Here is a 5,912-nt window from a genome sequence, read left to right on the forward strand (position 1 = left end):
GCCAGCCAGTTGCAGGCGCATCACCAATGTTTTGACGTCCTCTCGAGTAATGGAACAGCCGGCAGATTCATGTGATTTGGCAATCTCATTGTTGATGGTTGAGAGCCCAGGGTTGCTAACAAAGCTCATGGTTGCCTTGCCTTCGAAATCCGCTACTGCAAGTTTTAGGTTAATGTCGCGAGTTCGCCTTTGATTGAGTTGCTCATGAAATACGGGATTAGGTTCCACATTTATGCCGCTCCAGCCTCGGTCATAAAACGCGCGCGTCACTGAATCGACATCTGGCGACCAAGCGCCTATGTCTATGTAAAAGCCCTTGTCAACATCTTTAAGAGCGCGCCAAAGCATGACATCCTCGAAGTTCTGGGCATAGGAGATGAATGTCATATTCCCTGGCCTGAATAACGAATTTATTCGAATAGGCTTAGCATAGCACAGAGATTGGCTGAATGCATTCGGCCGGTTGTTCAATTGGCAAGCCAACACTGGTTGAGCCGACGTGATTGCAAGTCTTAACGGAGTTGATACTTAAAGCAACTTTCAAGAAGCTGCGTTAGTAACTCTGATCCCGTAACTGCCAAGAAAGATGACGCCCCTGCCGCTGTTCAAGCGGCCATGACAAACGTAGCTGGATTGGGGTCGAGCTCCGATGATGGTGGATTGATCAAGACAACCTCCGGTAGACGCCAGCGGCGTGTGGATCGTGACCACCGGCTCGGGGTTCGCTGGCGCGCCTGCTCGTAGACAACATCACAGGCCCCAGATCAAACGGCACCGCCATTATGGCGCTGGTGGTGAGTCACGAATTTGAAGCTACTAATTTCTGATAATTTTACCAGTCTGTAAATGACGTAACCCACTGGCAGGCGGCCTCTTCACTGGTGAACGGCCGGCTTGGTTAGTCCGGCCGGTATTTCGCTGTGCGAAATAGGGATTCAAAGCAGGGATTATCGTTCGAAACCCATGGCCTCCAGAAGGATCCAAGCACGCCCAGCTCTTCCACACGGCTCTCCAGCGTGGCTGCACGCATGGCGTTGCCATTATCGGCATGGAGGATCAGTGGCTGGCGGCGCTCCTTGCTGATCCGCTCTCACAGGCAGGCCCTGCTCACCAGCTCCGCTGCAATGGCGGGATCTTCGCGTTCGGCGACATCCCAGGCCACGACATTGCGGCTCCAGACGGAGATCACCAGGTAGAAGTACAGCCACACACCGCGCACGATGGTGGAGAGACAGGTGATGCCCCAGCTCCACAATTGATTCGGACCTGCGGCCCACACGCGTGGAACCAGTCTGGGCTCCTGAGGTGGGCGTGTTCGACCACGCCGATGGGCCTGCCCATGGGCGATGAGCACCCGATAAAAGCTGCGTTAGGTAACAATATAGAGGCCCCGATCCGCCAAGACCGGCAGGATCTGCCAGGAGGCAGTGCCGCGAACTCCGGCTCGTAGCAAGTGAGCAGGATCCGTTGGCATTCTTCTTTGCTGAGGCGGTGAGCCAAATGGTGGCGGCTGCCTTTGCGCCGGTCCAGACCGTGCCCATCACCAGCGAACTGCCGCCGCCAGCGCTGGAGCGTGGTTAGACCGACGCCCAGCAGCTGGACCAGTTCGCTGCCACTGGCACCGTCTGCCATTCCCTCATCGAGGATCTGCAAGGCCCTCTGACGGTCGATTCGCGAGGTCAGTCGCCCCTGCTCGGTGTCAACTGCGTAGGCGGGCGCCCAAGCGCACGCTGGTCTATGAGCCAGTCGCGATCATCACCCGAGACGTTAGTCGCGTTCCATCCACTGCAGGCTACAACCCGCGTTTGCCTGAATCTATGAACCAGCAGATGCCACAGCAGCCAAGGAGGAGTTACTGTTTATCCAGGTGGCCTGAATAAGCGCTTAAAGGCGACATCTTTCCTAAAAGTCAACGCTTTCTCGATCATTGACCTGGGTAAGGTTTCTGAGATTAGCCGCATTCCCAACCAAGGGACGATACTAACCTGAGAATTTAGTTCTACAATCACCAAAGCTCAAGAAATCTGTGAGGCGGGCATCGACATGGCCCGTTCCACATGGAGGCATTGCAATTTAAGACACCACTGCTGCCTGAGAGGCGAGTTACTCACGAGAACTACCGTGGCATTGAAGCCTATTCCCTCTATCCTGGGTTACGAGGTGAGAGGCCAAGACCAACGCTAGCCAATAAAAATTAACCACCTCAGATCGCCCAATGAACCATCAAGGGAAAACACCTAAGGGCATTGTTCAGATAGAAGAGATGCAATTTTTGACCGTTGTTCTCTGATTGACAAGGAAGCCGCGAGGCGCCTTCCGGAAGACGAAAGCTGCCTCCATAAATAATTATCTCCAACTAACCTGTCAAAGGCTATACTTAAAGAGTCCGCCCCATTGCCGACATCAAAGAGCATGGAGCTGTCCACATGCAACTCCTTGTGCACAGGAATATCACTAATAATGGTGGGAAGGCCATCGGCCTTGGCTTCCATAATTGGATAATCAAAACCCTCCATTGTGCTCGCCGAAACAAGTGCCAAACTGCCTCTAAGCAACTGCACCAACTCAGCACCAGAAACGCCATCAAGTAAAACCACCCGCTCAGGTTTCGGCAACTTATCCACAATCTTCTTCAACTCAGGGGTTTGGCGGCCACTACGACCCACTATCACCAGACGACCTTGCCAGTGTGGTTTTCTCTCCATCAACTGGCCAAAAGCACGCACCACCATGGCAACGTTTTTGTTGCGATCATGCCGCGCAAGCATCAGCAGATCCTGGCTAACCGGCTCAGCAATCGGTTCACGTTCTATGGCAATACCGTTATAGACAACTTCAATCTTGCTAGCCGGCACACCAAAATCAACCAACTGATCTGCCACAAAATGGCTTATGGCAATTACGCACTTGGCCTGATTGAGGTGGCGCGGCGTCCAATATCGATATCGGAAGCTGGCCATTCGGCTATTTGATATATACAATGGCGTGAGGTCGTGGCAGGTGATCACTTGAGGCACCTGGGGAAGGGCCAATAGGGCATCGCAATAGGGGCTATAAATGCCGCTCAGATCCTCAATGCGAAGCCCTACTTTTTTCAAGGCCGCCTTCACATCAACACCATGCTGGGTAAGGGAAAGACGATGCAAAAGAGCCAACCGCTTTGATGCTGGCCCTTGCTCGGGAAGCCAATGATCGTCGCGGCACTCCGCACTCCCCTGATCACCCAAAACAAGCTGATGGCCTGGAATTCCAGGCATTACCCGATGCACATAACTCGAAAAACCCGAATGGCCTGGACTATAAAGAAGCAAATTACTTAGCAAGGTCATTGCAGCAGCTCAGCAAGTCTGGCCCGCCATACAGCCCTGCTAAATACGCAGGTATAGCGCTGCTCAGCAGCCTCAGACGCGTGCTCAAGCAAAAGTGAATCATTTGCCAACTTATCAATCACAGCTACCAGATCTTGCAACTTTAAGCACGGGAGATTCAAAACCTGCTTCAAATGGGACACCCAGGCCATGCCTGAACGGGGAAGATCAAACGCCAACGCAGGTACCCCGCAGGCCATCCCCTCGAGCTGCACTATCCCAAAGGCCTCATTGCTCGAATCAGCAGGAAGCACCAGCAGATCTGCATCGAGCAACAAGTCCAGCTTTTCTTGTTCGCTGACTCGACCATGAAACACAACTGCTTTGTCGATACCCACTGCCTGTGCCTGAGATTCCAGCTGCATGCGCAGCGGCCCATCGCCAATCACATGGAGCTCAGCCGATACATTGGCAGCACAGGCCTCGATCAGCCAATCCACCCGCTTGTAGCTATCGAGTCTTCCAATAAATATCAGCCGCAGGGGCTGCTGTTTGCGCGGAAGCTGTCGATGGCGGCGCTGCTCCGCAATTTGGCCATACAACCGCTCCTGCAGCTCCCCCAGGCAGCAGGGCAACACAAACACCTTTGTACGCGACACCCCCTCTTCAACAAGAACCTCAGCGAGTACCGGTGAGGTTGTCACGACAACTTGAACGCCATAGCTCGCCCAGCGCAAGGCAAGCCACTGGTAGAGGCCAATCAACCAGCCTAGGGGGCCGCTGGGGGCTTGTAAAAATGCGTGCCAATGCAGGCGAATTGGCCTGCCTGGTTGCATCAGCCTGGCGAGCACACTCACCGCCAGCAAACCTGGGCAGGGAAGATGGACATGCAGCACCTCTGAACTGGTGAGCACAGCCCATAGACGCCGCGATGGCAAAGGCAGCAAAAGCTGGCGTCCAAGCTTGATGCACGGCAGATAGCTGCGGCGGTAAGGCACCGGCAGCGAGGGGTCGTCAGCCGATGGGTCATAGGGCTGCAGGGAGATAGTGGCGCTCAATTTCCCCTGGGCGTGCCAGGCCGCCGCAAGCTCATGGGCCACCCGCTCCACACCCCCATGGCCAGGAGGGCATTCCCGCACCAGTTGAAGGATCACACCGCTACAGGGGCAACGCCGATGCGCTCGCGATGGTCGCCCCCATAGAGCGCAATCTGCTCACCGCACACCGCCTTGAAGCTCACCAACAGCAGCCCAAAGGCGTGGAGCCAAGCCAGCACCAGTGGCCGCTGGCGGTCTTGCTTGCTCAATAGGGGCTGAGCTGCTCGTAGGGGAGTGGTTTCTGAAAAGCTGCCCTCCGGCCCCAAGGAGCCGGGCACTTGATCAGTGCTGATGGGGTGGAAGCGGAACCCCGCCTGCCTTTCCGCCGCCCCCGGGCCCAGTAGTTCGATGCCGATGACAAGCACGCGGTTAGTCCCTTGGATAAGCAGGGAGGGCATGGGCTCAATCAGGATTCCAGGAGGCTAAGTGGGAATGCTGTTCTCCAAACCATCCCCACGGGGCGCAGGGCGCTGGCATCCCTGCAGGCCAGACCCTTTTGCCCCGCACACATGGGCATGATTCGCGGCACCGTCCAGCTCTCCAACCCCTCCCGCCCCGGCGCCATGCAGTGACATGCAATTCCAAACCCAGCGCCGAAATCACCTTCAATACTGTTGCCTGCCAAGGCCAGCATCGCGTGCAACTCAGGCTGGATGCACTCCGAAATCAACTTGATCGAGGCAGATTTGCCATCCAACTCGACCCCTCCGCCAACAACCGCCGCAAACTCCAGCGACTGCTGAGCCTGCTTAACAGCCCGGCTCCACGTGCCATGGGTTGATGATCGGGCAGTCACGACCGCCCGGGAGGGCCGTGATTCCACGGATGCCCTGCTAGTTTGCCTGTACTATCCTGTGTTCAGGGTTTGGGCTGGCTACGGTGTTGCTTGGATTTGACCGTCAAGGCTGGATCACGGTTTTTGCCGCCCTGCTCCTCGCCCTGATCACGCTGTTTACTAATTACACCCATGTCGACCTCCTGGGAGCCGCTTCCGTCGACCTACCGCAGCAAGCAGGAATTCCTTGCATCGCTGCCGCCGTCGCGGCGGCCATAGAACAGCAAGCTGGCATCCAACGATCGTTACAAGCGTGCAGCAATACGAGCTCGAGCAGAGGATGCTGCTAATGAGGAAAGAAGACGAACGGCTACGGAAGCTCGACAAGCGGCTCGACGAGCTCAGCAGCAAGCTCAGTGCAATCTTGTCCAACTCAGGCACCAGCTCGACCCCTCCGAACGCAATGCCAGGCGAGTCCGAGATGTGATCTCACTGCTGGAGGAGTACGGAGAAATGGCTTGAACAGCCTGACCCTGCCGCGGCGCTCAGGCCGGTTTGCGGGCTGACTGTGGGGTGTAACTCGTTCAGTGCTCGCCAGACTCTCTGCTTTGGGGCTGTCAGAGCAAATGTTTGTCGGCCTCGCGCCACAGATCCTGGTAGCGCCCCTCCGAGTGGTGTAACTCAGGAGGTCCTGTGACCCTTTCCGGAGGGTGAACAGGAGCAGTCAGAGGA

Annotated in this window: 5 protein-coding genes and 1 pseudogene; all 6 read right to left on the minus strand. The window is 56.0% G+C overall.

Annotation, left to right across the window (positions count from 1 at the left end; genetic code table 11):
• The coding region (locus tag AC01FP_RS15630) for an FkbM family methyltransferase (RefSeq protein WP_474481598.1) at window positions 1–387 on the minus strand (387 nt) is incomplete at its 3' end.
• Between the two features lie 703 nt (window positions 388–1,090).
• Complete coding sequence (locus AC01FP_RS15635; RefSeq protein WP_474481602.1) at window positions 1,091–1,279, minus strand: hypothetical protein; 189 nt, start codon at window positions 1,277–1,279, stop codon at window positions 1,091–1,093.
• A gap of 248 nt (window positions 1,280–1,527) precedes the next feature.
• Window positions 1,528–1,632: pseudogene (locus AC01FP_RS15640) on the minus strand (helix-turn-helix domain-containing protein); the annotation flags it as partial.
• Between the two features lie 605 nt (window positions 1,633–2,237).
• A complete protein-coding gene (locus AC01FP_RS15645) occupies window positions 2,238–3,329 on the minus strand; it encodes a glycosyltransferase family 4 protein (protein WP_474481599.1) in 1,092 nt (363 codons plus the stop codon).
• Window positions 3,326–4,462, minus strand: a complete 1,137-nt coding sequence (locus AC01FP_RS15650) for a glycosyltransferase (protein WP_474481600.1) — start codon at window positions 4,460–4,462, stop codon at window positions 3,326–3,328. Before AC01FP_RS15650 ends, AC01FP_RS15645 begins: the two co-directional genes overlap by 4 nt.
• Window positions 4,459–4,803, minus strand: coding sequence for a hypothetical protein (locus AC01FP_RS15655; protein ID WP_474481601.1), 345 nt, complete (start codon window positions 4,801–4,803; stop codon window positions 4,459–4,461). The genes AC01FP_RS15650 and AC01FP_RS15655 overlap by 4 nt, the downstream gene beginning before the upstream one ends.
• Window positions 4,804–5,912: the final 1,109 nt, after the last annotated feature.

It is taken from the genome of Cyanobium sp. NIVA-CYA 375, assembly GCF_056108345.1.

What these genes read in the sequence shown, in the direction of transcription:
- AC01FP_RS15645 (WP_474481599.1), bottom strand. Translation starts at nt 3,329, where the DNA reads ATGACCTTGCTAAGTAATTTGCTTCTTTATAGTCCAGGCCATTCGGGT.
- AC01FP_RS15655 (WP_474481601.1), bottom strand. Translation starts at nt 4,803, where the DNA reads ATGCCCTCCCTGCTTATCCAAGGGACTAACCGCGTGCTTGTCATCGGC.